Source organism: Pseudomonas sp. H1_F01, assembly GCF_054681425.1.
Window position 1 is genome coordinate 1,928,732 of record NZ_CP162823.1, and the last position, 26,615, is coordinate 1,955,346.

Genomic DNA, 26,615 nt, shown 5'->3' on the forward strand with positions numbered 1-26,615 from the left:
ATCCTTATTATTAAGAACACCACAAAACCCAATGTGGGAGCGGGCTTGCTCGCGAAAGCGGAGTGTCAGTCAGCATCTCGGTGGCCGTCATGCCGCTATCGCGAGCAAGCTCGCTCCCACAGGGGGGGGCGGGGTTTAGATCCCCTGCGGAATCTCTTCCCCACCCAACGCTTCAACCAGCGCCGGCAGGAACTCGCCGAACGTCAACATCATCAGCGTGAAGCTGGCGTCCAGTTGGCCGAGGGCTTCGTCGCCACCGTCCTGCTCTGCCTGGTCCTGCAGCAGGTCTTCGAACTTCAGGCGCTTGACCACCATCTTGTCGTCGAGCATGAAGGACAGCTTGTCCTGCCAGGCCAGGGACAGTTGCGTGACGACCTTGCCGGTGTTCAGGTGCAGCTGGATTTCGTCGCTGGTCAGGTCCTGGCGCTTGCAGCGCACGATGCCGCCGTCTTCGTGGGTGTCGCGCAGTTCGCATTCATCGAGCACGAAGAAATCGTCCGCGGCTTTCTGGGTCTTGACCCAGTCGGTCATGGTAGCGGTCGGGGCCATTTTTACCGTCAGTGGACGTACCGGCAGCGAGCCGATGACTTCGCGCAGGGTAGACAGCAGGTCTTCAGCGCGTTTCGGGCTGGCCGAGTTCACCAGGATCAGGCCCTGTTTCGGCGCGATGGCGGCAAAAGTGGACGAACGACGGATGAACGCACGCGGCAGGAACGCCTGGATGATTTCATCCTTGAGCTGGTCCCGTTCCTTTTTATAGACCTTGCGCATTTGCTCGGCTTCGATCTCTTCGACCTTTTCCTTCAGGGCATCGCGTACGACGCTACCCGGCAAGATGCGTTCTTCCTTGCGCGCGGCGATCAGCAGGAAGTCCTGGCTGACGTGCACCAGCGGTGCGTCTTCGCCTTTGCCAAACGGTGCGACGAAACCGTAAGTGGTCAACTCCTGGCTTGCACATGGACGCGCCAGTTTGCTGGCCAGTGCAGTTTCCAACGCCTCGGCATCAAAAGGCAGATCTTGGGTCAGGCGATAGATAAGCAGGTTTTTGAACCACATGGGGTGAGTCTCTCCTTTATACAAAGGGGGGCATTATTCTCTTCGCAGCGCCATAGGCCAACCCTTCGCTAAGCCTTTGGAAGGCCTGAAAAAATTAATTTAAAAAGTGCTTGCCAGCTTAAAGAGTGCTCCGTAGAATGCGCGCCACACCGAAAGCGAAGGGTGATTAGCTCAGCTGGGAGAGCGTCTGCCTTACAAGCAGAATGTCGGCGGTTCGATCCCGTCATCACCCACCATTCGTTCAACGTGTTACGCGCAGCGGTAGTTCAGTCGGTTAGAATACCGGCCTGTCACGCCGGGGGTCGCGGGTTCGAGTCCCGTCCGCTGCGCCATATTCGGTTACCTGGAACACTGAACGCCAGGTCACCACGGAAAGCCCGCTAACGCGGGCTTTTTGCTGTTTGCAGTTCCTGTGGTGTGCGTTGCTCATGTTTTTTTTGCTGAATTTGCTAATTAAATCAGCACGTTATAAAAAACTGTGAGAGAATGCGCCCCGCATCGAAAGTGAAGGGTGATTAGCTCAGCTGGGAGAGCGTCTGCCTTACAAGCAGAATGTCGGCGGTTCGATCCCGTCATCACCCACCAAACTTTCAGTGTTACGCGCAGCGGTAGTTCAGTCGGTTAGAATACCGGCCTGTCACGCCGGGGGTCGCGGGTTCGAGTCCCGTCCGCTGCGCCATATTTGGTTATCTGGAATGCTGAACGCCAGGTGGCTACTTGAAACGACGCTTTTCCTTTACGAGGGAAAAGCGTCGTTTTTTTTTGGCTCTCTTTTTTGTGTGTATATCCGTCGCTGCGGTTACGGCTACATGGTTCCGCCCTTACGGCGGGTCACTTTTGAAGAGCCCGGGAGCCGGCCCAGTCAGAGCGGAACCATCAGCAGCCGTTACCGAAATAACGGATATACACACCAACCCATCGTCTACAGCTCAGCATTCCGCCGATGACGATAATCGCTGACCGCCTCATACACCGCCTTACGCAAGCGATTGATCCCACCAATAGGCCGATGCGCCTCAATGCCGAACCAAGGATTGAACGACTGATTATCACAAGCCAGATTCAACTTGGGCGTATCAAAATCCTGAGCCGGAACCTTGATCCGCGCCACGGTCTCGAACGGCGCATCACTTTCCTGCCACTCAATACTGGTGTCTTCAATGGGCATGTACTTGCTCGGATCCTGACGCTGGATCTGCAAGACAAAACACGCCGGCACCCGGTCCGTGGATAACTGCTGATTCAATGCGCTACGCAAGAAGTTCGGCAGGTCCTGATTCTGGGGAGGCAGCGTATAGCTCGGGCAACTGTCCGGGTCCGGTGCGACGCGAAACTTGGCGTTGGCTTCGCCGAATTTGTAAGGCGATACCGAGAAATACGTGGTCTGGGTCGGGCTGGCCGGGGGCGGTGAGAGGGTCGCTAGGGCGATGAATAAATGCCGGATCTGCCAGCTGCGCGGGTCCAGGCTTGGAAAGAAAGCCATCGCCTTCTTCCCGTCAGCCTGGGCGGCCACATTCTGACGATATTCAGCGACATCGCTGACGAAGAAGTTCGGATGGTTGAACATCACGAAATCCTGCTCACCCTGTGATTGCCGGTCAGCGAGCAGTTGCTTGCCCGGTACGTTCATCAGCTTGATCGCCATCCCGCGGGCATCGCGCAGGCTGTCGAACTGCGGATAGGCGTTGCCGTTGGACAGGCGAATCGTCGCCTGCCAGACCTTCCCCGGCTCGGCGAATACACCTTGGCGCAACGGTGCCGGCAGGTCGCTCGGCACCTGGACTTCGGCCATGACACAGCCGTGGGCCTTGGCATGGGCATCGCGCAGGTAACGCGTACTTTCGCGGTGCTGATCGACGATGCGAATAGCGGTCTGGATGATGTCCTGGGTCATGGCCGCTTCGCCGGGCGCCACCTGTTCCTTGTCCGGGACCGGTCCCTTGTGTTGCCAGGCAAACCAGGCTGTGGACAGTGCCCAGCCGAGCAACCCGATGCCCAGCAGCCACAGGAGCGTCTTGCCCAAAAAGGCACCGAGGCGCAGCCAGAGCGTGATCAACATTCAAACTTCCTTTTACCTGTGGGGTTCATCATTACAGTTGCGACTCCAGTGGCCCGCCCAGCACCTTTAAATACTCCAGCAAGGCCCAGCGTTCCTGCGGTTGCAGCAAGCGGCCAATGACGCCATTACCTCGCTCGCCCGCGCGGAATTCATGGCCGCTGTTGTGGTTGCCGGTAATGCGGGTATCGAAGAGAAAACCGTTGGTAAAGGCTTCGGTGCGATAGCCCAGGTGGCGCGGGTCGTATTCGAAGTTGCCTTTATAGAACGTGGTCGCGCGCTCGTCCTGGGGGGACAGCAATTGATAGATCGTCGGCACCGAGCCGTTGTGCAGGAACGGTGGCGTGGCCCAGACGCCCGCCAGCGGCCGGGCTTTGTAGGCGCGCAGTTCACGTACGCCGATGGGTAGGCCAAAACCGTCCAGGGCAGGGCGCTCGGCGGGGGTGACACCGGCGTCGCGGTAAGCGCGGTTTTCGACGAACGCCGTGACGTAGGCCAGGCCTTTGGCGACCGAGAGTTGGCTCAGGTCCAGCGGTTCCGTCGGGGTCGGGTGCAGTTGCACTTCCAGCTTCGCCAACTCGGCCGGATCCCACTGCAGGCTGGTCAGGTCGTAGCGGTGATCGGCGATGTTGTTGGCGGTGCCCGGGTCGGTGCCGATCACTTGCACGGGCAGCATGTGCAATTGCTGGACCGGCCTGTCGGGCCCTTGGACTACCTTGGGTACATGGCAGCCGGCGCAGTTTTCAGTGAACAGGGCCCGGCCCTTGGCCGCCAGCGGTTTGTCGATTGAACCGAGCAGCGCTTCGGGCCACACAGGCGGCTTGAGCAGTTGCAGGGTCTCTTCGATCTTGTTCAAGTCGCGCACACGCACGCTGGAGGGGTAACGCGCATCGCCCTGCAGCGGTTTGCCTTGGGTGTCGAAGAAATTCAGCGTGGCGCCGACCCCCAGTGCTTCACCGACGTTGCGGGCCATCGGTTGCTGGGCCGATCCGTTCCACTGCACCCAGTCGAACGTCCATATATCCCACAACTGCGGGTAGTCCACGGGGGCGTTGGCCACCCGGTAGTTTTGCGGCGAAATGGCGTCGCCGAAGCTGGCATTGGCGATGCGACCGAAGGCGTCGGTACGGCCAGGCCCTTCTTCGGTGGGGTAGAGGCCGCGATGGGTGTCGTTCCAGGCCACCCGCAGGAACGTGTCCAGGGAGATTTTGAAGGCCTTGCGCAATTCCTCGTGGCGGGCGTCGTAGTCCTTGCCCAGCACTTGGCGGGCGAAGCGCTCGAACTTCCAAGGGTTGTAGTAGGTAGACGCCAGACTGGCGACCAATGCTTGTCCGAAACTGCCACCGCGTAATGTAGGAACACTGGAAGGCAGCACGTGTTGAGCCGAGCCGCCGTCGATCCGTATCGCCTGGCCCTTGAAGCGCAATTCGCCGGTATGGCAGGCAGCGCAGGTGATATCCAGGAACTGTTCGGTGCTGCCCGGGTTCTGGTGCCGGGCGAAGCCCACCGGCAAGTTGCCGGGATTGGCCGACGAGGCTTTCTGCGCCGGATCGACCAGGAACCCAAAGCGCGCCAGGTACTCAGGCGAAGCGAAGCGTTGTTGCGAAAACGGTAATTCGAGGGCAGTGAACCAGTCGTAGCGCAGGCCTTTGACCTGGGTGCCCTGGGGCGTGAAGTAATACGTCTGGCGCTCGGCGGCAGTCCATTGGTCGAGGTAATTCACCTGTTCGACGGGCGTGTAGAACGGCAGGCGAGGATTGGCGACGTAATAAACCACCACGGCCACGACAATAATCAGCAGCGCGAGGAGCAGCAAGAAGATGCGAGAGAGAAGGCGCACGGTAACGTCCTTGTTTTTTTGATAAGCCCTTATGCCTCAGTGCTGCGCGGCGGGCAAGTGGCCATTACCCCTGGCCTGTAGTGGAGCGGCAATTTGTCCCTGTACGTAACAGATGACAGATGCTTCATTCGTACAGGCTTAAAAAGCGTTTGCGGACCTGAACTTATCATTACTTTGTGGCTCACATGCCGGTAGCCATTGGTCGTGGCCGCCTGATAAGCTCGCGGCTTTATTCGATTGCCCTTTAGGCGCATGAACAAGGAAATAGCATGAAACAGCATCGGTTGGCAGCGGCGGTGGCCCTGGTAGGCCTGGTACTCGCGGGTTGCGACTCGCAGACCAGCGTAGAGCTGAAGACCCCGGCGCAGAAAGCTTCCTACGGTATTGGCCTGAACATGGGCAAGAGCCTGGCTCAGGAAGGCATGGATGACCTGGACTCCAAAGCGGTCGCCCAGGGCATCGAAGATGCCGTCGGCAAGAAAGAACAGAAGCTGAAAGACGAAGAACTGGTCGAAGCCTTTGCCGCGCTGCAAAAGCGTGCAGAAGAGCGCATGGCCAAGATGAGCGAAGAGTCGGCAGCCGCCGGCAAGAAGTTCCTCGAAGAAAACGGCAAGAAAGCCGGCGTCACCACCACCGCTTCCGGCCTGCAGTACGAAGTGGTCAAGAAAGCCGACGGTCCACAGCCTAAGCCGACCGACGTAGTGACTGTTCACTACACCGGCAAGCTGACCAACGGCACCGTGTTCGACAGCTCCGTTGAACGTGGCAGCCCGATCGACCTGCCGGTCAGCGGCGTGATCCCGGGTTGGGTCGAAGGCCTGCAACTGATGCACGTCGGCGAGAAGTACAAGCTGTACATCCCGAGCGACCTGGCCTATGGCGCCCAGAGCCCGAGCCCGGCAATCCCGGCCAACTCGGTCCTGGTGTTCGACCTGGAACTGCTGGCGATCAAGGATCCGGCAAAAGAAGACGCAGCCAAGTAATCGCGTCCGCTATAACGACAACGCCTCGCTTATGCGGGGCGTTGTCGCATCTGGGCCGCGGCAAAATGGCAAAAAAACCGAACGCGCGATGCAGGGTATAGTCATAGGCAATACAGGCGCTGTGCTAGACGCAGTCAGCCGGTCAAGTCAATGAAATATTGGGTTTTTTTATGTGAGTAAAAAACGCCCGATCTAAGCCGGGCCCTTATGAAACGGGGGCTTCAGCGGTGAAATGCAGCTCTGTTCACAAGGTTATCCACAATTTGTGTGGATAACATTTCAGTGGGAGAAAAAATGAAGGCCCCGTGGAATTTTGCGCGATTTCTGCCTTTGGCAGGCCGCCTGCTGGCCCGCGGTCGATTGCCGACGTTGCTGTTCGCCGTCGCCAGCAAAGGTGCCCGGGAGGGCGGACGGCTGGGCAAGCTCAAGGAGGACCTGCGGTTGTTGCAGGCCTTGTGCCTGGCCTACTGGCGGGGCGAATACCGCGCTGTCAGCGCCAAGTCGATGCTGTCGGTGGTGGCAGGGCTCATGTATTTCCTCAGCCCCCTGGATGCGATTCCAGATATCTTGCCAATGTTTGGCATGATCGACGATATCGCCGTGCTGGCCTGGGTCATGAAAACCCTCGACGTTGAACTCGAGGCTTTCCGTGCCTGGCGTTATCGGCAATCGCCCGAGAAGCTTGCCCGGGTCGAAAGGCTTCCCGATACCCCGGAACAACTTCAACTCCAAGGCCAGAAAAAGCCCTGATCCCCTGAGAATTCATCACCCCGCGACCTTAGCCAGCATTTAGGATTACACTTCCAAGAAAAAAGGCTGACTCGCTAAGTGTTGTTGTCCTACGGGGTAGACATGGATATTCAAATAATCACACGTGACGGAGAGCCCGAATACGCGGTTTTGCCGTGGGATCAGTACCAGTCGTTGTTGAAGGCAGCAGGCATCGATCAAGCTCCGCCGCGCGAAGCGACAGTCCGTCACGCGGCGGCACCGGGCCAGGTTCTCCCTGGACTGGATCAATTACGCAGTTTACGCGAAGGGAAGGGCATCGCCATCGAGGCGCTGGCCCGCACGGTAGGTATCAGCCCGTCTTATCTGGCCTTGATCGAGAGCGGCGAGCGTCAGCCCGATGCCGCGATTCGGCGCAGTCTGGCCTGGGAGTTGACGGTTCCGGGTTGGAGGGAAGAATCGTGAGCGTACGCATCAGTCGGCAGCATTGGGATGGGTTGTTGGGTGAGTTGGACCAGGCGCGCCGCCAGCGCCATTTATTGACTTACCGCGCCTTGTTGGAGCGTCTGCAACTGCCCAGCCCGGCCATGCAGACCTTGACTGCGGCCCTTGAGCACCTGGCGGCGCTGGACGCCCGGGCGGAGCAGCCGCTGCGCAGTTCATTGGTGATCAGCCAGGGCGCCAGTCGGTTGCCGCGCACGGGTTTCTTCGAGTGCGTAGAACGCCTGGGCCGCTTTTCCGGGCCATCCGATGGCGTGGCCGCTGCTTCCTGGCACGCTTCAGAAGTGGTTCGGGTATTTGAATACGAGTACCCCGAGTCGGCGGAGGCCTGAGTGCTCTGGCGACTCAAGGCGCGGGCCGGTTACTGGCTGGCGCGTCGGTTGTTTCATTGGTCCTGGTTCGTCCGCCAGCCGCGTGGCTGGGCCTGGCTCGAGGGGCAGTTCTCCCGCATGGCGAACTTGGGCGACGTCGGTGCGCAGAGCTTCTATGGGCACATCCTCACGTTTCGCGGCCAAGGGCTGGGTGCCCGTGAAGAAGGAATTCGCCTGCTGCGGCTGGCGGCATTGGCCGGTGATGGCAAGGCCGCCTACCAAGTTGGCGTGATCAGCCTGGCCGGCACAGCCAGCAAGGCGCCGGACCCGGTTGAAGCGGCGCGTTGGTGGACCTTGGCGGCGAAAGCCGGGCATCCGCTGGCCGAAATCAAGCTCAAATCACTTGAAGCTCGCGATATCTAGGGTTATCCACAGGCGATTCGTTGTGCAGGTCAGACGAATTTAGCGAATCGCCCTACGTACTCTGTCTCCTTCCCCTGACTTAATTCCCCTGTCATCCCCGGCAAAGTCTCGCGCTCCCTGAGTACTGCGAGACGTCTGCCCATGTTCGACCGTTTTTTCCTGCCGGCCCTTGAGCGAGCCCTGTCCTGATGGATCAGGTGAGCCGAATCGAGCAGGAACTCGACAGCTTCAAAGGCACCCTTTCGGCCTACCGCGAGCAGCTCGAGCGCTGGTACAGCCGAGCAGCGGATCGGGCCAGTCATGTCGCTGACCTGCCGTCGCTGATGGGCATGGAGCGGCTGATCCGCTTTGGTGACAGCACCACCGCTGTCAGCATCGGTGACGATGACTTCCTCTCCACGGTCGTCCAGTGCCCCAAGGGCGGGCCGATGACGATCGAGAGCAAGTTCGAGTCGGTGTACGACATCCCGCTGGGCGACATCGCGGTGGATGTGGTGGACGTGGCCAGCGGCGAGGTCACGCCGGTCACCCTGGATGCCCAGGGCCTGGGGACCTTCCTGGGTGAGGCAGGCAAGTCCTATCGGGTTCATGTCCAGGGCGAGGTGTCCGCCAAGCAAATCGCGAATCTGTTTTCTTCCTACGATGGCCTGACCACCGATCTGACGGACTGGTTGCGCGGTGAGTGGCAGGGTTTCAAGCCGCGATGGGCACAACAATCGCTGTCGACTTCGGCGGCGGCGGTGGGGAACGGGCTGCTCGCCGGTAGTTGGGCGGCGATTGAAAGTGTTTGGGACAGCATCAGCTTACTCTCGGACATTCTTAAGGACCCTGGTCAGTTTGTTGATCGGTTGGGCGAAAGCGCCAAGCAACTGGAGGACCTGGCGGAAAAAACACCGCTGGTGATGGCCAAGCTGCAACTGCTGGCCAGCGACGAAGCGGCGCTGTGCCTGTTGGTGCGCACCGCCAGTCTCTGGTTGGAGATGTTGCCGCCCAGTGAGGTTGCCGGGGAAACGGCCGAAGCCCTGTCGAGGGTGACAGTGCAGTTGTTGATCGACCTGTTGATTGGTGTCGTCCTGACCTTCACCGGTGCGGGTGCCGGTATCGCTTATCTGTCGATGCGCCTGGGGAATGTGGGCGTGCGCCTGCTGGGTGCCATGCAGCGTTTCATCGGGGCGATCTTCGCGGTGGTCAATGGCTTCATGACCTACGTGGACCGCTACAAATCCGTGGCGGCGCGCGGTATCGCGGCCGGGGTGAAAAAGGGCCGGATGCAACTGCGCTGGGATGCGCAGCGCAACACCACGCTGAAAAAACACGAACATCACGACGACGCCCCGGCCCAGTCGAAAAACCCCAACGGCGACAGCGCCGACACTGCGGCCCAGACCCAGACCAGCGGCTGCCCGGTGTCGATGGTCACCGGCGAAGAACTGCTGACCCTCGACGACGGCACCCTCGATGGTCGCTTGCCGTTCGTCTTCACCCGTTTGTACCGCACCAGCGCCGCCGACCTGGACGTCGGCCTCGGGCGCGGTTGGAGCCATGCCCTGGCCCATCGCTTGGAACTCGAGGGCGAGCAGGTCACCTGGGTCGACCAGGAAAACCGCCGCACGACCTTTCCGCTGCCCAGCGCCCAGCGTCCGGCGATCCACAACAGCCTGGCCCGCGCAGCGATCTACCTGGGCACCGAGGCGGACGAACTGATCGTCGCCCAACCCGGCGAAAACGCTCCATTCCTGCACTTTCGCGACGGCCACCTGAGCGCCCTCAGCGACCGCTACGACAACCGCCTGACCATCCTGCGCAACATCCATGGCGACATCAGCCGCCTGGACAACGGCGCCGGGCGCGCCTTGCGCCTGCGTTACGAACAGCGCCACCTGATTGCCGTCGACTACCAGAGCTTCCATCCCGCCATCACCCTCGACGAAGCCTGGCAGACCGAGCAGACGCTGGTGTCCTACCGCTACGACGGACGTTTCCGACTGATCGAAGCGACCAATGCTGCCGGTGAAAGCGAGCGCTACGACTACGACGACCGGCACGTCATCCTCCAGCGACAACTGGCCGGTGGGGCAAGTTTCTACTGGGAGTGGCAAGGCGTCGGGCCGGCGTCCCGCTGCGTACGGCATTGGGCCTCGTTTGCGCAGATGGACAGCCGCTACACCTGGGGCGAAGACGGCAGCGTCACGGTCCAGCACCTGGATGGCAGCCAGGAGGTATATGTCCACGACGAGCGGGCGCGGCTGGTGCGCAAGGTCGAGCCCGACGGCGGCGAGCACCTCAAGGCCTACGACGAACAGGGCCGGCTGATTGCTGAGCAGGACCCGTTGGGGGCGGTCAGCGAATACCGCTACGACGAGGTCGGACGGCTGGTGGCGCTGCTTCCCCCGGATGAGGCGCCGACGTCCTACGAATACCGCAACGGTTTCCTGCACGCCCGTTCACGCGGCAAGGCCGTGTGGACCTACCGGCGCAATGCCCGCGGCGACGTGATCGTCCTCATCGACCCGGATGGCCGGCGCACGGAATATGCCTACGACGCCCATGGGCAACTGCTGGCGACGTATGCCCCGGACGGTGGTGAACATCGCTTCACCTGGAGTCGCCTGGGCCAACTGACCGAAGAGATCCTGCCCGACGGCGGTCGCCGGTGTTTTTCCTACGACGCCCTGGGGCGTTTGCTCAGCCGCCAGGACGAACACGGCGCGCTCACGCACTACCAATGGGACGCCGTCGGCCGCCTGCTGCAGGTGACCTTGCCCAACGGTGCCACCCGAACCTGGCGCTACAACGCCTACGGCAAGGTCACCGCCGAGTGCGATGAACAAGGGCGGGTCACCCGCTACGAATACGCCGACGACCTGCACCTGGTCAGCCGCCGCCTGAACCCCGACGGCAGCGAGCTGAAGTACCGCTACGACTCGGCGCGGCTGTTGCTGACCGAAATCGAAAACGAATCCGGCGAAAAATATCAGCTGGACTACACGCCCAACGGCTTGATCCGACAGCAAGTCGGCTTTGACGGCCAACGCACTGCCTACGCCTACGACCTCAACGGCCACCTGCTGGAAAAAACCGAGCACGGCGAGGACGGTTCACAACGGCTCACCCAGTACCAGCGCGACGCGGCCGGGCGGCTGCGGCTCAAGACCTTGCCCGACGGCCAGGCCATCGAATACCGCTACGACGAGCTGGGCCGATTGGTCCACGTCAACGACGGCAGCGATCATCCGTTGGCCTTCGAATACGACGCCCAGGACCGCTTGGTCTGCGAGCACCAGGGCTGGGGCACCCTGCGTTATCGCTACGACGCTTGCGGGCGCCTCAACCACCTGCGCCTGCCGGACGACAGCCAGCTCGACTACCACCATGCCCCGGGTGGCGCACTGACCGCCATCGACCTCAACGGCTCGCGCCTGACCGAACACCGCTTTGACGGCGGGCGCGAACGGCAACGCCAGCAAGGCCGGCTGCTCAGTGACTACGACTACGATGAACAGGGCCGTCTCAAGGCCCAGACCGTGTGGCAGAGTCGACAGCAGCAACTGTTCTGGCGCGATTATGCCTACAGCGCCAAGGGCAACCTGCAAACCCTTTCCGACAACCGAAACCGCCGCAGCTACCAGTACGACCCGCTGGATCGCCTGACCCGCATCGACTTTTCCCACAGCGAGCCGCCGGAACACTTCTGCCACGACCCGGCCGGCAACCTGCTGATGCAGGATCGCCCCGGCCCGACCACCCTCAAGGGCAACCGCCTGCTGAAGGAGGGCGACCGCCACTACGACTACGACGCCTTCGGCAACCTGCTCCGCGAACGCCGCGGCCAGGCCCTGGTCAGCGCCTACCGCTACGACAGCCAGCACCGCCTGATCGGCGTCACCACGGCGGACGGGCGCGAAATGTCCTACCGCTACGACGCCTTCGGCCGACGCATCAGCAAAACGGTGGACGGGCTGACCACGGAATTTTTCTGGCAGGGCGACCAGGTCGTCGCCGAAAACAGCCCGCGCCACCACCGCAGCTATGTCTACGAACCCGGCACCTACCGCCCGCTGGCGATGCTCGACGGCGAAGGCCTCAAGGCCTGCCCGTTCTACTACCACCTCGACCACCTGGGCACGCCCCAGGAACTGACCAGCTTCAGCGGCCAGATCGTCTGGTCGGCGCGCTACAACGGCTACGGCCAACTCACCGAACTCCAGCACGGCGGCGGCGAACAGCTGGAACAACCGCTGCGCTTCCAGGGCCAATACTTCGACCCCGAAAGCGGCCTGCACTACAACCGCCACCGCTACTACAATCCCGAGACTGGCCGCTATCTGACGCCTGATCCGAGCAAGTTGGCGGGTGGGCTCAATGGGTACCGGTACACCCTGAACCCGACGGGGTGGGTGGATCCGTTGGGGTTGGTGGATTGTCCGGGGAAGGGTGGGTGTAGGCCGGCGGTTGGGGAGCAGGATCCGGCGGTTAAGGTTGGGGTGGATGAGGGGGAGCCGCGGCTGCCGATGACGGCGGAGCAGCGGGCACAGGAGCATGAACTAGCGGAGGCAAAAGCTTATAAGGAGTTAAGGGAAATGGAAGGTTCTATTGATGGCGCTCACTTTCTGGAAAAACACGGTGCGCAGACCACCTTGCAATCGCAAATGGAACGGCTGCAATCTGGTAAAAACCCTACAACGGGTGAAATTGAACGTTATACCAAAGGTAAAAAAAAGGGAGAACCTAAAATTCCTACTGCGGCAACACACTTCATAAGTCATCGAGATCAACTTTATGCGATAAATAGAGCGCGGCTCGTTTTCAAAGAGAGTGGTCTGCAACAATCTCGTGAGCCTATTGAGTTTGGAAGAAAAGTCGGAGAAGGATATAAAAAGGAAGGGTTGGAATATGGCGAGCAAACAAAGGCTGTGGTGATACTGAATGATAAAGGCCTTCCGATAACCAGCTATACGGAATTTGAGTGATGACGAAGTCGTCTGATATGGTTGTGCTAAGAAGTCTATTATTTGTATTTGATATAGAGAATACGATAGATGAGGCAAGGGAGGAGGTTATTGTCTCGAAGGATATCAACGCCGACTCCGAATTGGTGGAGTTGTTTGATTCCTTGCTTAAATCCGATTTTTTAATATTTCAATCTCATGAGCGCGAATGGTTTATTGAAAGAATTTTCTTCTATCTGGAAGAGGGGGCGAATTTTGATGAGATATTTTCTAGGATAACCACATATTTCGATGATGATGTTAAGGATCAGCGTCACTTTATGAGAGTTTTGCTGAGCTGCCTCAAACGCTATCAGTCAGAGGTGGCCGAAAACTCATAACTTAATTAGAAAGAATATTTAATCGTTACCTGCTGCGTGGGAATGCATCCCGTAACGCTATCCGTCACATTCAGAAGCAGAACGCGGAGCGTCCCTGGCGACATTCCCACGCTGGAGCGTGGGAACGATCGATCAAAAGATCGCAGGCTTCGCCAGCTCCTACAAAGCCCCCTCGCCACGGGGCCGCGCCAGATGCTTCACCCTGACAATCCCAACGCCACCACAGGCTCCCGCTCCGCCAAACCATCCACCAAATACACACTCCCCCCCAGAATCTCCTTGGCATGATGCTTGGCCTGCGAAGCCAGCTCAGCCAACTGACTGGCATCCAACTCTTCGCAGGCCTCGGCACGCAGATGCACCACCCCAATCGATAGCGACAACAACGCGAACTCCTGCCGAACGCCCTGTCGGTTCAACGCCGTAAAACATCCCGCCTCCAGGTGCTCGGGGCGGTAGAAGCGGCGGCAGTGGGTCTGGAAGTCGCTGAGTAGCTGGTCCAGGCGTCTGCGCCAGTCTTCCGGGCCGAGGACCAGCAGGAAGTCGTCACCGCCGATGTGGCCGACGAAGTCGCGGCTGGGGTCGATGCGTTCGTTCAGGCATTGGGCCAGGCACAGCAGGACTTCGTCGCCGCGACCGTAGCCGTAGATGTCGTTGAAGGGTTTGAAACTGTCGATGTCCACGTAGCAGATCACCGATTCCTGCCGTTGTTGCAGCAGGCGCGTGAGGCATTGCTGGATCGGGACGTTGCCCGGCAGCAGGGTCAGGGGGTTGGCGTAGCGGGCCTGCTGGATTTTCAGTTCGGTGATGAGCTTGAGCACATCGATCACCCGGCCCAGGCCCAGGTAGCCGCCGTTGAGGGTGATGATGAAGTCTTCTTCGATGCGTTGTCGGGCGCGGCTGGTGATCAGGCGGCTGACTTGTTGCAGTGACTGGTTCAACTCTACCGCGAGAAAGTCGTCGCTCATCAAGCGACTGATGGGTTTGCGGGCGAACAGGTCGGTGGCGAAGGGTTTGAGCAAGGCGTCCGAGAGCGAATGGCGGTGAACGATGCCGCAGGGCTGGCCTTGATCATCCAGCACTGCCAGGGAGTTGAGGTTGGCCTGGCGACGAAACGCTTCCAGCACGGTGGCTGTCGGTGTGTTGTGGGCCACTGCCGGTTGTTCGTTGAGCAGCGCACTGAGGTCGTTGACCTCATCGCTCAACGCCGCCACGCCGCTGTCCTGCTTGGGCATCAGCGCCCTGGCGTCGCGTGACGGTTGTTCCTGAGGCCGGGCCAGCAGATAGCCCTGGACCAGGTCGACGCCCATTTCGATCAGCACCGCCAGTTCTTCCGGCAGTTCGATGCCCTCGGCAATCACTTGGGCGCGGGAGGCCCGGGCGATTTTCAGGATCGAGCCCACGAACTCGCGCTTGAGGGCGTCCTGGTGGATGCCGTCGATGAAATGCCGGTCGATCTTCACATAATCGGGCCGCAATTCAGACCACAACCGCAGGCTCGAATAACCGGCGCCCAAGTCGTCCAGAGCAATCGAGAAACCCATCGCACGATAATGATGCAGCGCGGTTTGCAGGAGCTGGAAGTCATCGATGGGGGTTTGTTCAGTCAGTTCTATCACGACCTGGCTGGGGGCAATGCCGAAGTCCTGCAGCAGCTGCAGTGTGCGCCCTGTCTGGTGTGCGGATTCCAGCAGCGACTCAGGCGAGACGTTGAGAAACAGCTTGCCCGGCAGTTTTTGCTCATTGAAGCGCTGGCAGGCGCTGCGGCGGCAGGCCAACTCCAGTTCGCTGAGGCGGCCGGCCTGGCGTGCCACGGAAAGCAGCGCGATGGGGGAGTGCAACGGGCTGTTGGAGGGACCGCGGGTCAAGGCTTCATAACCCACGATGCGCCGTTCGGAAAGGCAGATGATCGGTTGGAACAGGCTGTGCAAACCGCTTTGAGCCAGGATCGAACTCAAGGCACTCAGCTGTTCTGTCGTGGTCATGGCAATCTCTGGCGATAAAAAAAGGACCGGGTGCGCGGCACCCAGTCCTGTATTTCACGACAGACTGATGTCAGTTTGATGACACTCCGACGAGCATCACCATTAAATGGCCATCATCTTAGTGCTTGGCGATCGCCGTGTTGAGTTTCAGGTAATCCAGCAGGATCCGCCCGGTCTCGCTCAGGTAGGCATCGTCTTCCGGCTTGGTTTTCTCTGGCTCGGTGATCAGGTCTTCGTCCTCTTTCTTCAGCTCTTTGAGCGGCTCTTCGCCCTTGGCCTTGCGACGCAGGTTTTCCATGGTCAGTTGCTTGGCCTCGATGTCGGAATGCTGCGCGCGACGATCGGCTTCGTTGAGGGTGACGGTTTTTTCCATCATCAACTTCTGCGCCAGGGCCAGCTTGTCGCGGATGAAGACAAACTCTGCATCCTGGGCCGTGCGGGTGTCATGCTCGGACTTGAGTTGGGCCAGGAACGGCTTGAACGGGTCCACGGCGGGTTTGATCGCAGGCCGGATGGTGTCCCACGGCATGGCTTCGGGCAGGGCGCTTTCACCGATTTCCTTGGTGTCGATGATCGACGGGTAATCGATGTCAGGCAGCACGCCCTGGTGCTGGGTGCTCTGGCCCGAAACCCGGTAGAACTTCGCCAGGGTCAGTTTCAGTTCGCCATGGTTGAGCGGCTGGATGGTCTGCACGGTGCCTTTGCCGAAGGTCTGGCCGCCGATGATCAGCGCACGGTGATAGTCCTGCATGGCGCCGGCGAAAATCTCCGAGGCCGACGCGGACAGGCGATTGACCAGCAAGGCCATTGGCCCCTTGTAGAACGCACCGGGGTTTTCGTCTTCCAGTACATCCACCCGGCCATCGGCGTTACGCACGAGCACGGTCGGGCCCTTGTCGATGAACAGGCTGGTCAGCTCGGTGGCTTCCTGCAGGGAGCCGCCGCCGTTGTTGCGCAAGTCGATGACCACGCCGTCGACTTTTTCCTTCTGCAGCTCGGTCAGCAGTTTCTTGACGTCGCGGGTGGTGCTCTTGTAGTCCGGATCCCCGGCGCGGAAGGCCTTGAAGTCCAGATAGAAGGCCGGGATCTCAATGATGCCGAGCTTGTAGTCCTTGCCGTCCTGCTTGAGGTTGAGGACCGATTTCTTCGCTGCCTGTTCTTCCAGCTTCACCGCTTCACGGGTGATGGACACGATCTTGCTGGTCTGGTCGTTCGGCGCATTGCTGGCCGGGATGACTTCCAGGCGCACCACCGAGCCTTTCGGACCACGGATCAGCTTGACCACTTCGTCCAGGCGCCAGCCGACCACATCGACCATTTCCTTGTTGCCTTGGGCGACGCCGATGATCTTGTCCGCCGGGCTGACCTGTTTGGTCTTGTCCGCAGGGCCCGCCGGGACCAGGCGCACGATTTTCACCTGGTCGTTGTCGCTCTGCAGCACCGCACCGATGCCTTCCAGGGACAGGCTCATGTTGATGTCGAAGTTTTCCGCGTTATCCGGCGACAGATAATTGGTGTGCGGGTCGTAGGACATGGCGAAGGTGTTGATGTACGCCTGGAAAATGTCCTCGGCGCGGGTCTGGTCCAGGCGAACCAATTGGTTCTTGTAGCGCTTGGTCAGGGTTTCCTGGATCTGCTTGGGATCCTTGCCGGCGATCTTCATGCGCAGCACTTCGTCCTTGACGCGCTTGCGCCACAGGTCGTCGAGTTCGGCTGTGCTTTTGAGCCAAGGGGCGTCCTTGCGGTCGACCAGCAAGGTTTCCTTGGTGTTGAAATCGATTTTGTCGACGCCTTTGTTCAGCTCGGCAATGGCGTAGTCCAGACGCGCCTTCACGCGGTCCAGGTAGCGCTTGTAGATGGTGAACCCGGCGTTCAGGTCGCCGCTCTTGAGGAAGTCGTCGAACTGGGTTTTCCACTTGTCGAATTCAGCGATGTCGCTGGCCAGGAAGTAACTGCGCGACGGATCGAGCAGCTTCAGGTAGCTGTCGTAGATGATGACTGAGCGCGCATCATCGAGTGGCGGCTTGCTGTAGTGATGGCGCTTGAGCAACTCGACGACGTTAAGGCTGGCAATCACCTCGTCACGATCGGGCTGAAGCTTGTCCCAGCTGTTGGCTGCGAACGTATCGTTCGACAACGGTAACAGGCCGAGGCCAATGACTAGCGCGAGGGCGGTACTGGTGAACAGATGCTTCATGCTGATTCGACGCAGGGACAATTGATAACGCATATTAGGCCGTCTTTGAAGTCGCCGGTTCCATGTGGCCCGGGCGCATAATGCAAGAAAGCCCGGCGTTGAAGCAGCGGGCCCAGTCGAGACTCACTATGGAGGCACTGTGAAAGCATTGCAAGGCGTTGAAGGCCAAGTGGTATGGGCAGATGAGCCGAGCCCGGCGTGTGATGTCGGGCAAGTTCGTATTCGTGTGGCAGCCGCGGGCCTGAATCGGGCCGATTTGCTGCAAAAAGCCGGACTTTACCCGCCGCCACCCGGCGCCAGCCAGGTGTTGGGGCTGGAATGTGCCGGAGTCATCAGCGAGGTCGGGCCGGGCTCGTCCTGGCAGGTGGGTGATCGGGTTTGCGCGTTGCTGGCCGGCGGCGGGATGGCCGAGGAGGTGGTGGTCGATGGCCGGCATGTATTGCCGGTGCCGGAGGGTTTGTCATTGGCTGAAGCGGCCGCGCTGCCGGAGGTTTACAGCACCGCGTGGCTGAATCTGTTCCAGCTGGCGGCGCTCAAGCCGGGTGAAAAAGTACTGTTGCACGCCGGGGCCAGTGGCGTCGGCTCGGCCGCGATCCAGCTGTGCAAGGCGTTCGGCAACCCATGTTGGGTCAGTGTCGGCTCGACCGAGCGGCTGGCCTATTGCGAGGCACTGGGCGCCCAGGGCGGCGTGGTACGCACCGATGGTCTGGAGAGTTTGAACGATCTCGGTCCCTTCGACGTGATCCTCGATCCGGTGGGCGGCAGCTACGCCAAACTCAACGTGAAACTTTTGTCAGTTGACGGCCGCTGGGTGTTGATCGGCCTGATGGGCGGGCGCTCGACCGAGCTCGATCTGGCGCAGGTGCTGGGCAAGCGCATCCAATTGCTTGGCTCGACCTTGCGCAGCCGAGACGAGCAGTTCAAGGCCGACCTGATCAGCGAGCTGGGCCAACAGGTGTGGCCGCTGTTTGCCGACAAACGCCTGAGCCCGCAACTGGCCAAGACCTTCGCCATCAAGGACGCCGAAGCAGCATTCGCGGAACTGGCGACCAACCAGGTGTCCGGGAAGCTGGTGTTGGTGATCGATGAGAGCCTGAGCTGATTTCGGAAACCGTGCGCAGACCTGTGGGAGCGAGCTTGCTCGCTCCCACAGACGTCATTATTTCCAGAAACACTGACGTGCCGGATAGCAAGACACCCTGTCAAGTCTGACAGTAGACGCCTTTCGGACCCCATTCTAGAGTGGGGTGCGAGAGTGTCGGCTGTCTCTCCGATCAGTCTTTTCCAGACTCAGGTAGGGTGCTGCCATGTCCGCTTACGCTGCCAGATACATGCTGTTTTTCACGCTCTCACTGATGGCCTGCGGGGCTGCCCGAGGGCAAGTGCCGTCAGACACATCGGAACAAGGCGCCTGGGGCAATTGGGGCGCCGCTGCATATTGCCCCCAGGGGCAATATGTCTGGGGGTTCCGACTCAAAAGTGAACCCTATCAGGGCAACGGCGACGACAGTGCTTTGAATGCGGTCCAGCTTATCTGCAAGAGCGGAGTCAACGGGGCGGCCACTTATATCCAAAGCCTTGAAGGAAAGTGGGGAAGCTGGGGCCGGGACCATGTGTGTCGCGAGACACCAGCCATCGCATTTGCCATTCAGGTGGAACGCTTTCAGGGCCGGGACAAGGAAAAGGGCTCGAAGGACGATACCGCCGCCGGCAATATCAAGATGAATTGTGGGTCGGAAATCCTCGTAGGCGACCCGCCAGTCGCATGGGGAGATTGGACCGGGTTCTACAGTTGCCTCGATGGCACCGGTTACAAAAAGATCAGGGGGTTCCGAACCAAGGTGGAGCCTGACCAGGGCAGCGGGGATGACACGGCCATGAATGCGATGCAGGTGTATTGCGGGCTCTAGCGCCAGGGTTTGTCGCTGACAGCTACCCCCATCCCTCTCGACAGTGGTTTGAACCTTTGACCGGCGCCTACGGGCAAGCTGACCTTCGGTCGGCAGCCCGTATCCGATGCGCGCGCGCTGCTAGCGTTAACTAATGGGGGATGGGGTAACCGCAGCTTTCATTTCACCCGCCAGGTGAAGAGGTTGATCATGGCCATCGCCGAATGGCGCATGCAGGGCGTCGAGTTCGTTGCCTGCAACTGCAATTGGGGCTGCCCCTGCCAATTCGATGCGCCACCGACCCATGGTCACTGCCAGGCGGTGGCGTCGATGCGAGTGGAACACGGGTATTTCAATCAGGTGGCGCTGGACGGCTTGTGCTGGGCCGCCACCTTCGCTTGGCCGGGTGCCATCCATGAGGGCAACGGCAGTTGCCAGGTGTTCATTGATGAGCGCGCCGACGAGGCGCAGCGCCAGTCCTTGTTGACCATCCTCTCTGGCTTGGAGAGCGACCCTGGGGCCAACGTGTTCCAGGTGTTCAGTAGCACCATGAGTGAAGCGTTCGAACCGCTGTTCGTGCCCATCACCCTCTCCATCGATGTCGATCAGCGCTTGGCGCACCTGGACATTCCAGGCGTGCTGCAGGCCAGCGGCGAGCCGATCCGCAGCCCGATCGACGGCTCCCCTCATCGAGTCCGCCTGTCCCTGCCCAACGGCTTCGAGTTCCTCGAGGCCGAAGTGGCCAGCGGTAGCTACCAGACGCATTCTGCCCTGAAACTACAATCCCAGGGCAGTCATAGCCACCTCGCCCACGTGCACTTCACCGGCCATGGCATAGAGCCGTAATGGCCGAACCTCAGGCGGCGACGCCGAGCAATCGACTGACGGGCGAGCAGTGGCTGCTCCTGCTCTGCCTGCTCGCGCTGACCGCCCTGGCCTGGCTGCTGCTGTTGCGCATGGCCCACGACATGAGTGCGCCGGGCGGCATGGCTGATACGGCAATGGGCGGCATGCTCATGCCCTGGAGCCTGGCCGATGCGCTGCTGATGTTCGCCATGTGGGTGGTGATGATGGTCGGCATGATGCTGCCCAGCACTTTGCCCATGCTGTTGATCTACCAGCAGATGCTGCGCAAGCGCATGCCGGCACCGCAGCGACACTTGGCCCTGCTGCTGTTCTGCAGTGCCTATGTCCTGGTCTGGGCCGGTTTCGCCCTGGGCGCCACGGCGCTGCAATGGGCGCTCGAGCAACTCGCCCTGCTCAGTCCGGGGATGCGCAGCACCAGTACCGCGCTGGGCGCCGGCCTGCTGCTGGTTGCAGGTATCTATCAGTGGCTGCCAAGCAAGGCGGTCTGCCTTGAGCATTGTCGCGGGCCGCTGCATTTTCTGCTCAGCTACTGGCGCCCCAACGTGCTCGGCGGCTGGCGCATGGGCCTGGCCCATGGCGCTTATTGTCTGGGCTGCTGCTGGGCCCTGATGGGCCTGCTGTTTGTGGTCGGCGTGATGAACCTGCTCTGGGTGGCAGTGATCGGTGCCTTCATCTTGCTGGAGAAAAACCTGCCGCAGGGACTCTGGCTCAGTCGTCTCTGCGGTGTGTTGTTGCTCGGCTGGAGCCTGTGGCTGCTGCTGGGCTGAACCTGAACCTGTGGGAGCTGAGCTTGCTCGCGATGGCGGTGTATCAGATAAATCAATGCCGGCTGATCCACCACTATCGCGAGCAAGCTCGCTCCCACACGAGGCTGCTTATTTCCAGGTATGGATTGGCCACCCGGCCAGTTCAGCGTGGGCCTTCAATACCGGGTCCGGGTTCACCACGTGGGGGAAATCCACCCGCTGCAACAACGGCAGGTCATTGCGCGAGTCGGAATAGAAACTCGCGCCTTCCAGGTTCTCCTCCTCGGCATCCAGCCAGTCCAGCAGCCGCGCGATCTTGCCTTCGCGGTAGGTCAGGGTGCCCACGGTCTGGCCGCTGTACACCCCATGGGTCACTTCAAGTTCGATCGCCAGGATCTCGTCGATGCCCAGGCGTTCGGCAATCGGCTTGACCAGGTGCGTGCCCGAGGCCGAGATCACCAGGATCCGGTCGCCGGCCTTGCGGTGTTCGGCGATGGTCTTGGTGGCGTCGCTGAAGATGATCGGTTCGATGAAGTCTTCCACCCACGGTGCCACCAGGTGTTCGATTTCTTCCGGTGTGCGGCCGATCATCGGTTCCAGGCTGAAGTCCATGTACTCTTCCATGCTCAGCTTGCCGTGGCTGTAGGCGTCCATCAGCGCGTTGTTGCGCTGCATGAACGACTCGGGATCGACCCAGCCCAGGCGTCCCATCTGTTCGCTCCAGAGGGTGGCGCAGTCGCCGTGGATCAGGGTTTCGTCCAGATCAAAAATTGCCAGGGCCATCAGCGCGTTTTCCTCTTCAAGATCAGCTTCAAAATCGATAAAGCCATCAGGCTACCTCACACAGCGCCGACGGATCGATGGAAAGTGACAAGCGTGCGCCATCGGGGTGCAGGTCGGCGGCCGAGCGATTGAGTACATCCACCACCAGTTCCACGCCACGAGCCTCGACCCGGTAGCGAATCACGTTGCCCAACAGACTGTGGCTGCGGATCAGCGCATCGGCCTCGCCGTCGCGGCTCAGCTCGATGGCTTCCGGACGGATGGCGATACGGCCGCTCATCGGCCGTTGCAGCAGTTTGGTCGCGCTGTCGGCGTCCAGCAGGTTGTAGTTGCCGATGAAGCCGGCGGCAAAGACGTCGACTGGCGCTGTGTAAAGGGTTTCTGCATCGCCGCTTTGTACGATCTTTCCCTGGTTCATCAGGAAAATCCGGTCAGACATGGTCAGGGCTTCTTCCTGGTCGTGTGTGACGAAGATCGTGGTCAGGCCCAACTCACGCTGGATCTGTCGGATTTGTTCGCGCAAGTGCTTGCGAATCCGTGCATCCAGGGCCGACAGTGGCTCGTCCAGCAGCAACAGGCGCGGCCGGGTCACCAGGGAGCGGGCGAGGGCGACGCGCTGGCATTGGCCGCCGGACAGTTGATGGGGATAGCGGCCGGCAAAATCATGCAGCTCCACCAGGCGCAGGATCTCCAGCACACGCTTGTGGCTGTCCGATGCCTCGACTTTTTGCATGCGCAGGCCGAAGGCGACGTTCTGTTCCACGGTCATGTTGGGGAACAAGGCGTAGCTCTGGAAGACCATGCCGATGCCGCGTTTCTGCGGGCTCAACGGGACGATGTCTTGCCCGTCGAGGATGATCTGGCCGGCATCCACCGCGGTCAGGCCGGCAATGCAGCGCAACAGCGTGGACTTGCCACAACCGGAAGGGCCGAGGAGGGTGACGAATTCGCCCTTGCGGATCTCGCAATTGATGTCGCTGAACACCGGCGTGCCGGCGTAGCTTTTTTGCAGGTGTTGGACGCTGACGTAGCTCATTGGCTTTTGTCCTTGTTCAAGATGTTGGCCGCCCAGGTCAGGACCAGTACGAAGAAGAAGTAGGAAATCACCAGCGCACTGGTGAAGTGACCGCTGCTGTTGCGCATGTTGTTCAGGTACACCTGCAGGGTTTCATAGCGAGTGCCGACGAGGATGTTGGCAAACACGAATTCGCCGAACAGGAACGAGAAGGACAGCAGCAACGCCACCATCAAGCCCTTGCGCAGGTTTGGCAGCACCACCAGGAACGCGGCCTGGAAAGTGCTGGCGCCGAGCAGTTGGGCGGCGTCCATCAGGTCGCGCAGGTTGATGGCTTGCAGGTTGTTGGTGATCGCCCGGTACATGAACGGCAAGGCGACGGTGAAGTAGCAACCGATCAGGATCCACGGCGTGCCGACCATCGCCAGCGGCCCGGAGCCGTAGAGTTGCAACAGCCCCACCGACGACACCACCGGCGGCACCGCGAAGGGCAGCAGGATGAGGATGTTCATCAGCGCGTCGAGTCTGGGGAAGTGGTAATGCACCACGAACAGCAACGGCAGGATCAACACCACCGAGAGCACCAGCGCACCGACGCAGACCAGCAGCGATTGGCCGAAGGCGTGGAGAAAACGCGGGTCGCTCCACAACTGCACATACCATTTGAACGTGAAACCGCTGGGCAGCACGGTGGCCGACCAACTGCTGGCGATGGAGTAGACGAGCGTGCCGGCCAGGGGCAGCAGCAGGATGGCGAACAGCAGGTACACCACCGCCCGATGATAGAGCCCGACGGAGCCCGGTTCAGCGCGAGACATGGTAGCTCCTCTTGAGCAGCAACTGATGGACGATGGTGACCACGGTCATCAACGCCACCAATATCACGGCCAGGGCACTGGCCATGTTCGGGTCGAGGGAAATGTCGCCGGAGACCATGGCGGCGATGCGAATCGGCAGCACGTTGAAGTTGCCGGTGGTCAGCGCATAGACCGTGGCGTAGGCGCCGAGGGCGTTGGCCAGCAGGATCACGAAGGTGCCCAGCAGCGCCGGGGTCAGCACCGGCAAGCCGATGTGGCGCCAGAACTGCCAGCCGTTGGCGCCCAGCAGCTCGGCGGATTCGCGCCAGTCTTCGCGCAGGGCATCGAAGGCCGGATAGAGCAGCAGCACGCCCAGGGGGATCTGGAAGTAGGTGTAGAGGATGATCAGCCCGGTTTTCGAGTACAGGTTGAAATCCTCGATGATCCCCGCCTGTTTGAGCATGATCGTGATGCTGCCGTTGAACCCGAGCAAAATGATGAAGGCGAAGGCCAGGGGCACGCCGGCGAAGTTGCTGGTCATGTTGGCGAAGGCGTTGACGAAGTTGCGCAGCCGCGAATCCACCCGGCGCAGGGAGTAGCTGCCCAGCACGGCGATGACGATGCCGAACACACTGGACCAGAAGCTGATCTCCAGGCTGTGCTGGATCGCTTGCAGGTAGAACTTGGAACTGAAGATCTTGCTGAAGTTGGCCAGGCCCCAGCCGAACTCTTCCGATTCCAGGCTGTTGAGCAGCACCCAAAGCAGCGGGGCGATCTGGAACACGATGAAGAAAATCGCGAAGGGCACCAGGCACAACGCTGCCAGCCATTTGCCGCGCGTCATGGCGTTCACTTGAGTAACTCCTGGCAATAGGGTTTGTCGTGGTCGACGCCGAGCAATTGACAGATGGTGCCGCACAGTTCGGTCTGCCGGGGCGTGGCCGCGGGATCGAGACTGAAGCCGCTGCCCAGGACGAACAGCGGCACTTCCCGTTCCTCGGCCAGCAGACCGTTATGGGAGCGATCGTTGTTCATGCCGTGGTCGGACGTCACCAGCACCTGGTAACCGGCGTCGAGCCAGCCTTGCAGGTAGACCGCCAGGTTGATGTCGGCCGAGCGGGCGCTGTTGCGGTATTGCGGGGTGTCGAGGCCGTGCTTGTGGCCGGCGTCGTCGATGTTCATCGGGTGCACCAGCAGGAAGTTCGGCAGGTAGCGCTGACGCAGGTGTTCGGCGTCGGCGAACAGATGGGAATCGGGGTAGTGGTCATTCCAATAGAAATGCCCGTACTGGATCGGCAGGTCGGGGTTGTCGGTGTGACGATCGCGACCGGCCACGAAGGGCGAAACGTTGTAGAGCTCGCTGACCCAGTGATACGCCGCGGCCGCCGTACTCAAGCCGGCCTGGGTGGCGTAGTGGAAAATGCTGCGCTGGTTCGACAGGCGTGTGACGTTGTTGTGCACGATCCCGCTGTCAATGGGCACGACGCCGGTGAGGATGCATTCGTAGAGCGGGCGGGACAGGGCGGGCAACTCACATTCCAGTTTGTAGAGGGCCGCGCGTCCTGCGCCGACGTAAGCCTGCAAATGCCCCATGGCATGCCGGGCGACCTCATGGTTGAGACCGTCGAGCACCACCAGGATGACGTTGTGCTTCATGGGTACCGGGACTCCGGGCAGATACCAGAAAACTCGAATCCTCCAAGCTCCACTGTAAGAGCAGGCCTGTGGGAGCAAAGCTTGCTCGCGATGCTGGCGACACGGTGCAATTTCAAGACCGTGTCATCGTTTATCGCGAGCAAGCTTTGCTCCCACAGGGACCGCTTCTACAGTTGGGTGCCCAGTGGATATCCGAGCGGGAGCTAGCGCCTCACTTCATCTCGACGATGACTTGTTCATTCCACGCCTGCGGCAGTGCCTTGGAAGTCTTCTCCCAAGCATCCGCGTCCTTGATCGGGGTCACGCCTTTGTACTGCTCGTTCGGCAGCAGCTTGGCCTTGACCTCTGCCGGCAGGGTCAGGTGCTCGGCGCGGATCGGACGGGCGTTGCCCTTGGCCAGGTTGATCTGGCCGGCGTCGCTGAAGATGTACTCACGAGCCAGCTTGGCGGCGTTCGGGTGCTTGGCGTATTTGTTGATGATGGTGGTGTAGCCGGAGATGACTGAGCCGTCGGACGGAATCAGCACGATGTAGTCATCCGGGTTGGCCATCTTGGCCTTGTAGCTCAGGCCGTTGAAATCCCAGACCACGCCGACTTCGACTTCACCCTTTTCCATCGTGGCGATAGTTGGGTTGGCCATGGACAGGCGCCCTTGCTTGGCGATTTCGGCGAACATCAACAGCGCCGGCTGGACGTTCTTCTCGTTACCGCCGTTGGCCAGGGCCGCGGCCAGCACGCCGTTGGCGGCCTGGGCGGCGGTGCTCACGTCACCGATGGAGACTTTGTATTTGCCGGTCTTCAGGTCCGCCCATTTGGTTGGTACTTCGGAACCGTGCAGCAGCTTCTTGTTGACGATGAACGCGATGGTGCCGGTGTAGGCCAATGCCCAGTTGCCGTCCTTGTCCTTGGCCCAGGCAGGGACTTGTTCCCAGGTGCTTGGCTTGTAGGGTTGAACCACGCCCTGCTTGACCGCGATCGGGCCGAAAGCTGCACCGACGTCGCCGATGTCGGCGCTGGCGTTGTCTTTCTCGGCGGCGAACTTGGCGATTTCCTGGGCCGAGCTCATGTCGGTGTCAATGTGTTTCAGGCCGTAGACCTTGGCCAGGTCGTCCCAGGTGCCTTTCCAGTTTGCCCAGTCATCGGGCATCCCGACGCTGTTCACGGCGCCTTCCGCTTTCGCAGCGGCTTCCAACGTTTTCAGATCGGTGTCAGCGGCCATGGCGGCGGTGCACATGGCAATGGTCGAGCCTAACAGTGATGCCAGGAAAAGCTGTTTCATCCGAAGCTCCTATGGGCGTTTTCAACGCTGCGATTGCGGTTGTGTTGGTCTAGGTCAGCAATACCTGAGCCAATGTAGGCGAGCCCTGTGACATTTTGATGTCGGTGGTGGAGGGTCCAGGAAATGCCCGGCTCGTGGAGGTTGCCTGCGAATTAAGCGTAGACCATGGTTAA

The 26,615-nt window shown here is 60.5% G+C and carries 22 protein-coding genes and 4 tRNA genes; 15 read left to right on the forward strand and 11 right to left on the reverse strand.

The annotated features are described in order from the left end of the window. Window positions 1-135: 135 nt before the first annotated feature. The gene (gene rdgC / locus AB4O09_RS08840) at window positions 136-1,056 is read right to left on the reverse strand and encodes a recombination-associated protein RdgC (protein ID WP_003204583.1); all 921 of its coding nucleotides are present in this window, start codon (window positions 1,054-1,056) and stop codon (window positions 136-138) included. Window positions 1,057-1,216: 160 nt separating this feature from the next. Between rdgC and AB4O09_RS08845 the strand changes: the two genes are divergently transcribed. The 4 genes from AB4O09_RS08845 to AB4O09_RS08860 all read left to right on the forward strand — a co-directional run bounded on the left by AB4O09_RS08845 (window position 1,217) and on the right by AB4O09_RS08860 (window position 1,735). Next, window positions 1,217-1,292: transfer RNA gene (locus tag AB4O09_RS08845), tRNA-Val, on the forward strand. Between the two features lie 19 nt (window positions 1,293-1,311). Beyond that, window positions 1,312-1,388: transfer RNA gene (locus AB4O09_RS08850), tRNA-Asp, on the forward strand. 177 nt (window positions 1,389-1,565) lie between these two features. Beyond that, a tRNA-Val gene (locus AB4O09_RS08855) sits at window positions 1,566-1,641 on the forward strand. Between the two features lie 17 nt (window positions 1,642-1,658). After that, a tRNA-Asp gene (locus tag AB4O09_RS08860) sits at window positions 1,659-1,735 on the forward strand. A gap of 243 nt (window positions 1,736-1,978) precedes the next feature. Here the strand turns inward: AB4O09_RS08860 and AB4O09_RS08865 are convergent. Together AB4O09_RS08865 and AB4O09_RS08870 are read right to left on the reverse strand one after the other, a co-directional pair. Then, window positions 1,979-3,115 (reverse strand): catalase family protein, encoded by a 1,137-nt coding sequence (locus AB4O09_RS08865; RefSeq protein ID WP_003204581.1) that lies wholly within the window; start codon window positions 3,113-3,115, stop codon window positions 1,979-1,981. Window positions 3,116-3,146: 31 nt separating this feature from the next. Next, window positions 3,147-4,952 carry a di-heme-cytochrome C peroxidase gene (locus AB4O09_RS08870; protein ID WP_003204579.1) on the reverse strand — a complete coding sequence of 602 codons (1,806 nt, stop codon included), beginning with the start codon at window positions 4,950-4,952 and terminating at the stop codon, window positions 3,147-3,149. A gap of 269 nt (window positions 4,953-5,221) precedes the next feature. Between AB4O09_RS08870 and AB4O09_RS08875 the strand changes: the two genes are divergently transcribed. From AB4O09_RS08875 to AB4O09_RS08905, 7 genes are all read left to right on the forward strand, one after another. Then, window positions 5,222-5,935, forward strand: coding sequence for an FKBP-type peptidyl-prolyl cis-trans isomerase (locus AB4O09_RS08875; protein WP_003204577.1), 714 nt, complete (start codon window positions 5,222-5,224; stop codon window positions 5,933-5,935). A 294-nt stretch (window positions 5,936-6,229) separates the two neighbouring features. Then, window positions 6,230-6,685, forward strand: a complete 456-nt coding sequence (locus AB4O09_RS08880) for a YkvA family protein (protein WP_003204575.1) — start codon at window positions 6,230-6,232, stop codon at window positions 6,683-6,685. 102 nt (window positions 6,686-6,787) lie between these two features. Further along, on the forward strand, window positions 6,788-7,129 hold the full coding sequence (locus tag AB4O09_RS08885; protein ID WP_003204574.1) for a helix-turn-helix domain-containing protein: 342 nt from the start codon (window positions 6,788-6,790) through the stop codon (window positions 7,127-7,129). Next, window positions 7,126-7,497: a hypothetical protein gene (locus tag AB4O09_RS08890; protein WP_003179080.1), complete on the forward strand. Its 372-nt coding sequence runs from the start codon at window positions 7,126-7,128 to the stop codon at window positions 7,495-7,497. Before AB4O09_RS08885 ends, AB4O09_RS08890 begins: the two co-directional genes overlap by 4 nt. Continuing rightward, window positions 7,498-7,899, forward strand: coding sequence for an SEL1-like repeat protein (locus tag AB4O09_RS08895; RefSeq protein WP_003204573.1), 402 nt, complete (start codon window positions 7,498-7,500; stop codon window positions 7,897-7,899). It begins immediately after the preceding gene. Between the two features lie 188 nt (window positions 7,900-8,087). Further along, on the forward strand, window positions 8,088-12,869 hold the full coding sequence (locus tag AB4O09_RS08900; RefSeq protein ID WP_460108103.1) for an RHS repeat-associated core domain-containing protein: 4,782 nt from the start codon (window positions 8,088-8,090) through the stop codon (window positions 12,867-12,869). Further along, window positions 12,869-13,228: a hypothetical protein gene (locus AB4O09_RS08905; RefSeq protein ID WP_027911533.1), complete on the forward strand. Its 360-nt coding sequence runs from the start codon at window positions 12,869-12,871 to the stop codon at window positions 13,226-13,228. The genes AB4O09_RS08900 and AB4O09_RS08905 overlap by 1 nt, the downstream gene beginning before the upstream one ends. A gap of 197 nt (window positions 13,229-13,425) precedes the next feature. Here AB4O09_RS08905 and AB4O09_RS08910 read toward each other — a convergent pair whose 3' ends face one another. Beyond that, on the reverse strand, window positions 13,426-15,213 hold the full coding sequence (locus AB4O09_RS08910; RefSeq protein ID WP_027911532.1) for a bifunctional diguanylate cyclase/phosphodiesterase: 1,788 nt from the start codon (window positions 15,211-15,213) through the stop codon (window positions 13,426-13,428). A 118-nt stretch (window positions 15,214-15,331) separates the two neighbouring features. Next, the gene (locus tag AB4O09_RS08915; RefSeq protein ID WP_181819097.1) at window positions 15,332-17,410 is read right to left on the reverse strand and encodes a carboxy terminal-processing peptidase; all 2,079 of its coding nucleotides are present in this window, start codon (window positions 17,408-17,410) and stop codon (window positions 15,332-15,334) included. Window positions 17,411-17,549: 139 nt separating this feature from the next. Between AB4O09_RS08915 and AB4O09_RS08920 the strand changes: the two genes are divergently transcribed. The 4 genes from AB4O09_RS08920 to AB4O09_RS08935 all read left to right on the forward strand — a co-directional run bounded on the left by AB4O09_RS08920 (window position 17,550) and on the right by AB4O09_RS08935 (window position 20,933). Next, on the forward strand, window positions 17,550-18,512 hold the full coding sequence (locus AB4O09_RS08920) for a zinc-binding dehydrogenase (protein ID WP_003204563.1): 963 nt from the start codon (window positions 17,550-17,552) through the stop codon (window positions 18,510-18,512). Window positions 18,513-18,717: 205 nt separating this feature from the next. Continuing rightward, window positions 18,718-19,320: a hypothetical protein gene (locus AB4O09_RS08925; protein WP_013694046.1), complete on the forward strand. Its 603-nt coding sequence runs from the start codon at window positions 18,718-18,720 to the stop codon at window positions 19,318-19,320. Between the two features lie 189 nt (window positions 19,321-19,509). After that, window positions 19,510-20,145: a DUF1326 domain-containing protein gene (locus tag AB4O09_RS08930; protein WP_003204561.1), complete on the forward strand. Its 636-nt coding sequence runs from the start codon at window positions 19,510-19,512 to the stop codon at window positions 20,143-20,145. Then, entirely contained in the window at window positions 20,145-20,933 is a 789-nt protein-coding gene (locus AB4O09_RS08935) for a DUF2182 domain-containing protein (RefSeq protein ID WP_460108104.1), read from the forward strand. The genes AB4O09_RS08930 and AB4O09_RS08935 overlap by 1 nt, the downstream gene beginning before the upstream one ends. A gap of 108 nt (window positions 20,934-21,041) precedes the next feature. Here AB4O09_RS08935 and AB4O09_RS08940 read toward each other — a convergent pair whose 3' ends face one another. The 6 genes from AB4O09_RS08940 to AB4O09_RS08965 all read right to left on the reverse strand — a co-directional run bounded on the left by AB4O09_RS08940 (window position 21,042) and on the right by AB4O09_RS08965 (window position 26,442). After that, the gene (locus AB4O09_RS08940) at window positions 21,042-21,695 is read right to left on the reverse strand and encodes an HAD family hydrolase (RefSeq protein WP_027911530.1); all 654 of its coding nucleotides are present in this window, start codon (window positions 21,693-21,695) and stop codon (window positions 21,042-21,044) included. Between the two features lie 46 nt (window positions 21,696-21,741). After that, entirely contained in the window at window positions 21,742-22,731 is a 990-nt protein-coding gene (locus AB4O09_RS08945) for an ABC transporter ATP-binding protein (protein ID WP_003204557.1), read from the reverse strand. Then, window positions 22,728-23,528 carry an ABC transporter permease gene (locus tag AB4O09_RS08950; protein ID WP_013694043.1) on the reverse strand — a complete coding sequence of 267 codons (801 nt, stop codon included), beginning with the start codon at window positions 23,526-23,528 and terminating at the stop codon, window positions 22,728-22,730. The genes AB4O09_RS08945 and AB4O09_RS08950 overlap by 4 nt, the downstream gene beginning before the upstream one ends. Beyond that, complete coding sequence (locus tag AB4O09_RS08955; protein ID WP_161796657.1) at window positions 23,515-24,351, reverse strand: ABC transporter permease; 837 nt, start codon at window positions 24,349-24,351, stop codon at window positions 23,515-23,517. Before AB4O09_RS08955 ends, AB4O09_RS08950 begins: the two co-directional genes overlap by 14 nt. Window positions 24,352-24,356: 5 nt before the next feature. Next, window positions 24,357-25,163 carry an alkaline phosphatase family protein gene (locus AB4O09_RS08960; protein WP_069971454.1) on the reverse strand — a complete coding sequence of 269 codons (807 nt, stop codon included), beginning with the start codon at window positions 25,161-25,163 and terminating at the stop codon, window positions 24,357-24,359. Between the two features lie 211 nt (window positions 25,164-25,374). Continuing rightward, window positions 25,375-26,442 carry an ABC transporter substrate-binding protein gene (locus tag AB4O09_RS08965; RefSeq protein WP_003204550.1) on the reverse strand — a complete coding sequence of 356 codons (1,068 nt, stop codon included), beginning with the start codon at window positions 26,440-26,442 and terminating at the stop codon, window positions 25,375-25,377. Window positions 26,443-26,615 lie beyond the last annotated feature (173 nt).

What these genes read in the sequence shown, in the direction of transcription:
- AB4O09_RS08880 (WP_003204575.1), top strand. Translation starts at nt 6,230, where the DNA reads ATGAAGGCCCCGTGGAATTTTGCGCGATTTCTGCCTTTGGCAGGCCGC.
- rdgC (WP_003204583.1), bottom strand. Translation starts at nt 1,056, where the DNA reads ATGTGGTTCAAAAACCTGCTTATCTATCGCCTGACCCAAGATCTGCCT.
- AB4O09_RS08965 (WP_003204550.1), bottom strand. Translation starts at nt 26,442, where the DNA reads ATGAAACAGCTTTTCCTGGCATCACTGTTAGGCTCGACCATTGCCATG.
- AB4O09_RS08960 (WP_069971454.1), bottom strand. Translation starts at nt 25,163, where the DNA reads ATGAAGCACAACGTCATCCTGGTGGTGCTCGACGGTCTCAACCATGAG.
- AB4O09_RS08910 (WP_027911532.1), bottom strand. Translation starts at nt 15,213, where the DNA reads ATGACCACGACAGAACAGCTGAGTGCCTTGAGTTCGATCCTGGCTCAA.
- AB4O09_RS08905 (WP_027911533.1), top strand. Translation starts at nt 12,869, where the DNA reads ATGACGAAGTCGTCTGATATGGTTGTGCTAAGAAGTCTATTATTTGTA.
- AB4O09_RS08915 (WP_181819097.1), bottom strand. Translation starts at nt 17,410, where the DNA reads ATGAAGCATCTGTTCACCAGTACCGCCCTCGCGCTAGTCATTGGCCTC.
- AB4O09_RS08940 (WP_027911530.1), bottom strand. Translation starts at nt 21,695, where the DNA reads ATGGCCCTGGCAATTTTTGATCTGGACGAAACCCTGATCCACGGCGAC.
- AB4O09_RS08865 (WP_003204581.1), bottom strand. Translation starts at nt 3,115, where the DNA reads ATGTTGATCACGCTCTGGCTGCGCCTCGGTGCCTTTTTGGGCAAGACG.
- AB4O09_RS08885 (WP_003204574.1), top strand. Translation starts at nt 6,788, where the DNA reads ATGGATATTCAAATAATCACACGTGACGGAGAGCCCGAATACGCGGTT.
- AB4O09_RS08930 (WP_003204561.1), top strand. Translation starts at nt 19,510, where the DNA reads ATGGCCATCGCCGAATGGCGCATGCAGGGCGTCGAGTTCGTTGCCTGC.
- AB4O09_RS08875 (WP_003204577.1), top strand. Translation starts at nt 5,222, where the DNA reads ATGAAACAGCATCGGTTGGCAGCGGCGGTGGCCCTGGTAGGCCTGGTA.
- AB4O09_RS08925 (WP_013694046.1), top strand. Translation starts at nt 18,718, where the DNA reads ATGTCCGCTTACGCTGCCAGATACATGCTGTTTTTCACGCTCTCACTG.
- AB4O09_RS08945 (WP_003204557.1), bottom strand. Translation starts at nt 22,731, where the DNA reads ATGAGCTACGTCAGCGTCCAACACCTGCAAAAAAGCTACGCCGGCACG.
- AB4O09_RS08955 (WP_161796657.1), bottom strand. Translation starts at nt 24,351, where the DNA reads ATGACGCGCGGCAAATGGCTGGCAGCGTTGTGCCTGGTGCCCTTCGCG.
- AB4O09_RS08935 (WP_460108104.1), top strand. Translation starts at nt 20,145, where the DNA reads ATGGCCGAACCTCAGGCGGCGACGCCGAGCAATCGACTGACGGGCGAG.
- AB4O09_RS08950 (WP_013694043.1), bottom strand. Translation starts at nt 23,528, where the DNA reads ATGTCTCGCGCTGAACCGGGCTCCGTCGGGCTCTATCATCGGGCGGTG.
- AB4O09_RS08900 (WP_460108103.1), top strand. Translation starts at nt 8,088, where the DNA reads ATGGATCAGGTGAGCCGAATCGAGCAGGAACTCGACAGCTTCAAAGGC.